Source organism: Protofrankia sp. CiP1_Cm_nod2, assembly GCF_920664355.1.
Taxonomy (GTDB): domain Bacteria; phylum Actinomycetota; class Actinomycetes; order Frankiales; family Frankiaceae; genus Protofrankia.
In genome coordinates this window covers 1-4,622 of record NZ_CAKKTL010000328.1, presented here as the reverse complement: position 1 = coordinate 4,622, position 4,622 = coordinate 1, and the positions used below count along the sequence as shown (strand labels likewise).

At 71.4% G+C, this 4,622-nt stretch carries 4 protein-coding genes; all 4 read left to right on the top strand.

Translation table 11 applies throughout. The annotated features are described in order from the left end of the window. Positions 1-898 precede the first annotated feature (898 nt). Positions 899-2,071: an ADP-forming succinate--CoA ligase subunit beta gene (sucC, locus tag NBW84_RS22715; RefSeq protein ID WP_250287268.1), complete on the top strand. Its 1,173-nt coding sequence runs from the start codon at positions 899-901 to the stop codon at positions 2,069-2,071. 24 nt (positions 2,072-2,095) lie between these two features. Next, a complete protein-coding gene (gene sucD, locus NBW84_RS22710; protein WP_250287266.1) occupies positions 2,096-2,971 on the top strand; it encodes a succinate--CoA ligase subunit alpha in 876 nt (291 codons plus the stop codon). A 305-nt stretch (positions 2,972-3,276) separates the two neighbouring features. Then, positions 3,277-4,005 (top strand): hypothetical protein, encoded by a 729-nt coding sequence (locus NBW84_RS22705; protein WP_250287264.1) that lies wholly within the window; start codon positions 3,277-3,279, stop codon positions 4,003-4,005. 167 nt (positions 4,006-4,172) lie between these two features. Then, positions 4,173-4,622, top strand: a 450-nt coding sequence (locus NBW84_RS22700; protein ID WP_250287262.1) for a helix-turn-helix domain-containing protein, incomplete at its 3' end; no start/stop codon positions are given.

The window sequence follows — 4,622 nt, the reverse complement described above, 5'->3', positions numbered from 1 at the left end:
GCCGGTTGCCTGCCGAGGGCCGGTCGCCGGTCGCGGGCAGGCGGACGGCCCGGGACGGAAGGCCGCTCGGGCGCACGGGCCGCGACCGGGCTCCGCCCGGCCGGCCGGGCGGCGTACGTCGGCGCCGAGGTCCGCATAGGTGCGTGGATCCACCTGGGCCGGGAGTTCGAGAGATCGTTCACAGGGCGGGCCCGAGGGTCCCCATGGGTGCGCGAGGCCCCAGGGGTGTGGGCCCCGGCGGCCGGGCAGGCATCCGGGACGCCACGAGGCTGGCCCGTCGTCGTGTCCGTCCCAGCCGGGCCGGGCGAGGCGCCGGCACGTCGTACCAGCCGTGCCCGCCGGCTCCGTCGGCCGGCCCCGTCCAGCAGTTCCGTCCAGCAGTTCCGCCGACTGGCCGTATCCGCCGGCCGTGTTCTCGTCACCGGTCCGCCGGGCATGCGCAGATGCGGGCATGTGGGCATGTGGAGATGGTTGTGACCGTTGTTTGTCCGCCGCCGTCCATCCGCCGTTGTTGTGACATCGGGTGTCACAGGTGCCGGTAGTTGTTCCGCCGTTCCGGCCCGGCCGGCGGTGTACGGCTTGTGGCCGGATCCGGGTGTGCAGTGAGCGAGGTAACGCGGCCGTCGCCGTAGCGGGCGCCGAGATCGTGCCGGGTTCGATCGGAATAGTGGGTATTGCGATCACTGTGATCGCGGTGTCGACCACCACAAAAGCAGGCGTCCGGCACCGGATCCGGGTGATGATGGTGGCTGGCTCCGGGCATACGAGACCGGCCGCCGCGGCAGGAGCAGTCTCCACCGGGACGGGCGTCTTCAGTAGGCTCGGGCCGGCTTCCCTTTTCTTCGAACTTACGAACGTTCGGCCCTGACCACCGATCTCATATCCGACTGGACGGACTGTGGATCTCTTCGAGTATCAGGCGAAGAAGCTGTTCGCCGACCACGGCGTGCCTGTGCCCAGCGGCAAGGTCGCCACGACCCCCGACGAGGCACGCGGCATCGCAACTGATCTTGGTGGGCGTGTCGTCGTCAAAGCGCAGGTCAAGACCGGCGGCCGCGGCAAGGCCGGTGGCGTGAAGGTCGCCGACGGCCCGGACGACGCCACCGCCAAGGCATCGGCAATCCTCGGGATGGACATCAAGGGCCACACGGTCCACGCGGTCCTCGTGGAGCAGGCGAGCGACATCGCCGAGGAGTACTACGCCTCCTTCCTGCTCGACCGGGCGAACCGGACCTTCCTCGCCATGTGCTCCCGCGAGGGCGGGGTGGAGATCGAGGAGGTCGCCGCGACCAAGCCGGAGGCGCTCGCCCGCATCCCGATCGACCCGCTGGTCGGGGTCGACGCCACCGTCGCCCGCCAGATCGCGGTGGCGGCGAAGCTGCCGGAGGCCGCCCTCGACGGTGCCACCGAGCTGCTGGTGAAGCTGTGGGAGGTCTTCGTCCGCGCCGACGCCACCCTGGTGGAGGTCAACCCGCTGATCCTCACCGGCGACGGCCGCGTGGTCGCGCTGGACGGCAAGGTCAGCCTGGACGAGAACGCCTCCTTCCGCCACCCCGGCCACGCCGCGTTCGTGGACGTAGCCGCGGTGGACCCGCTGGAGCAGCGGGCCAAGGAGAAGGACCTCAACTACGTCAAGCTCTCCGGGCAGGTCGGCATCATCGGTAATGGTGCCGGTCTGGTCATGTCGACCCTCGACGTGGTGACATACGCCGGTGAGGAGTTCGGCGGGCAGCGCCCGGCCAACTTCCTCGACATCGGCGGCGGGGCGTCCGCGGAGGTGATGGCGGACGGTCTGTCGATCATTCTGAGCGACCCGGCGGTCAAGAGCGTGTTCGTGAACATCTTCGGCGGGATCACCGCCTGTGACGCCGTGGCCAACGGCATCGTGCAGGCGCTGAAGATCGTCGGTGACATCACCACCCCGCTGGTCGTGCGGCTCGACGGCAACAACGCCGAGGAGGGCCGGCGGATCCTCCGCGAGGCCAACCTCGACGTGGTCAAGCCGGTGGACACCATGGACGGCGCGGCGCGGCTCGCCGCCGAGCTCGCCGCGGCCGCGGCCGCGGCCTGAGCGGACGGGAAGAGGCTTCCGACAATGGCAATCTGGCTGGACGAGACGTCCAAGATCCTGGTTCAGGGCATCACCGGCTCCGAGGGGCGCAAGCACACCGCCCGGATGCTGCGCGCCGGCTCGAAGATCGTCGGCGGCACCAACCCGAAGAAGGCGGGCACCGAGGTCGAGGGTGTGCCGGTCTTCGCGACGGTGGCCGAGACGATCGAGAAGACCGGCGCCAACGTCTCTGTGGTGTACGTCCCGCCGGCCGGGACCAAGGCGGCCGCCATCGAGGCGATCGACGCGGGCATCCCGCTCGTGGTGGTCATCACCGAGGGCGTGCCGGTACACGACACCACCGAGTTCTGGGCGTACGCGAAGTCCAAGGGCAACGGCACGCGGATCATCGGGCCGAACTGCCCGGGCATCATCAGCCCGGGCCGGTCGAACGCGGGCATCATCCCGGCCGACATCACCCCGCAGGGCCGCATCGGCCTGGTCAGCAAGAGCGGCACCCTGACCTACCAGATGATGTACGAGCTGCGTGACTTCGGCTTCTCCACCGCTGTGGGCATCGGCGGTGACCCGGTCATCGGCACCACCCACATCGACGCGCTCGCCGCGTTCGAGGCCGACCCCGACACCGACGCGATCGTGATGATCGGTGAGATCGGTGGTGACGCCGAGGAGCGGGCCGCCGCCTACATCGAGGAGCACGTCACCAAGCCGGTCGTTGGCTACGTCGCGGGCTTCACCGCGCCGGAGGGCAAGACGATGGGCCACGCCGGGGCGATCGTGTCCGGGTCGTCCGGGACGGCGCTCGCCAAGAAGGAGGCCCTGGAGAAGGCCGGGGTGCGGGTCGGCAAGACCCCGTCCGAGACCGCCCGGCTCATGGCCGACGTCGTGCGCTCCCTGTAGCCGCTCGCGGAACCCGCCCCGCGCGGGATCCCGTCCCCACCGGCTGTCGTTTCCGGCGCCGCATGACGGCGGGCCCGTCGCGGTGGCACCGTTTCCGGACCGGGTGTGGCGAGTCGTTTCCGACGGTCGGCCACGCCCGGTTGTTTTTTGTGTACCCCGTGCGTTGCCGGTGGCGGGCGGCCCGGTGCTGTGGACGTTTCCAGGGTCCTTTCCCGGACATGATCGTGTCGTTCCGGCGGACAGGAGCTACGGTGTCAGGGATGAGTCCGTCAGGTCACCGCTGATCGCTGAAGTGGGGTCGTCCCGTGACACGTGTAGCCGGCCGAGACATACCGAACAACGACCTTGGCGTCCTGGTTGCCGGCGTCGTCCTGTTCATCGCGTCGTTATTCAACTGGTTCTCCGTCAGGGTGTTCAGCGGGGCCAGCAGCGGGGAGAACGCGTGGGGCGTCGGTTTCCTCGCCTATGGTGGTGTCGAACTCGGGCTGCTCGCCGCCGCGCTGGTGGCGGTGCGGCTCTTCACCCGCGTCCAGCTGCCGGCGGTCGGCGTTGACTGGGCTCTGATCCTCGCGGGTGTCGCGGGCCTCGGCACGGTCCTGATCTTCTTCAAGCTGGCGCTGGGATACCACGAGACCGACCGGGCGTTCGGGCTGTGGCTCGGGTTCGTCGCGTCCATCGCCATCACGGTCTTCACCGTCCTGACCGCTGTCGCCGGCGGGCACACGCTGCCACGCGGCGGCCACCGGGACCGCCCGCCGAACCCGATACCTCCCGCCCCCGGGTACGACGCGTACGGCCAGCCCCTCTCGGGCGGGTACGGCCAGCCGGGCTCCTACGGCCAGCCACCCCAGGCCGGTGGGTACGGGCAGCCGGGCGGCTACGGCCAGCCGCCGCAGGCCGGCTACGGTCAGCCGCCGCAGGCCGGTGGGCACGGGCAGCAGGCCTACGGCGGCTACGGCCAGCCGGGCTCCTACGGCGGCCAGCCCCCGCAGCCCGGCGAGGGCCAGCCGCCCCACGGCCAGCCCGGCCGGTAGGGCCCACCCGGGCTTGGCTTCCCGCGCCCGGCCGGCACGGCCTGGCCGGGCACGGGCCCTCCTGGCGGATGCCCGGCCCCACAGCCGGGCCGACTCCCCGTCACGTCCGGAAATGTCCGACCCCTCCTCTATGATTCGAACATATGTTCGCCAACGGGGAGGTCGTCATGGCTGTCAGCACCGCGCGGCTGCGGGCCGAGTCCAGGCGTCTGCGAGCGCTCGGGTGGTCCTACCGGCGGATCGCCCTGGAATGGCAGCGCCGGTACCGGCTCAACGCCCGGGTCGCCTTCCGGCTCGCCCACGGCTGGACGCAGGAGGAGGCGGCCCGGCGCTGGAACGCCCGCTGGCCCGGCGACGACGCGCCGAAGACGGGCAAGTCCTTCTCCTACTGGGAGGTCTGGCCCGCCCGCGGCGGCCGGGCCCCGTCGACCCGGACGCTCCACCGGCTGGCCGAGCTGTACCTGTGCCGTCCTGGCGACCTTCTCGACGGGGACGACTTCGGCCGTCTCGACACGGGCCGCGACGAGGTCCCGCGAGGCCGCGGGACCGTGTGCGGGCCCGCGGCCGCCCCGGCGCGCCCCGGCCGGCTGGTCCCCGTCCCGCGCGAACACCGCGCC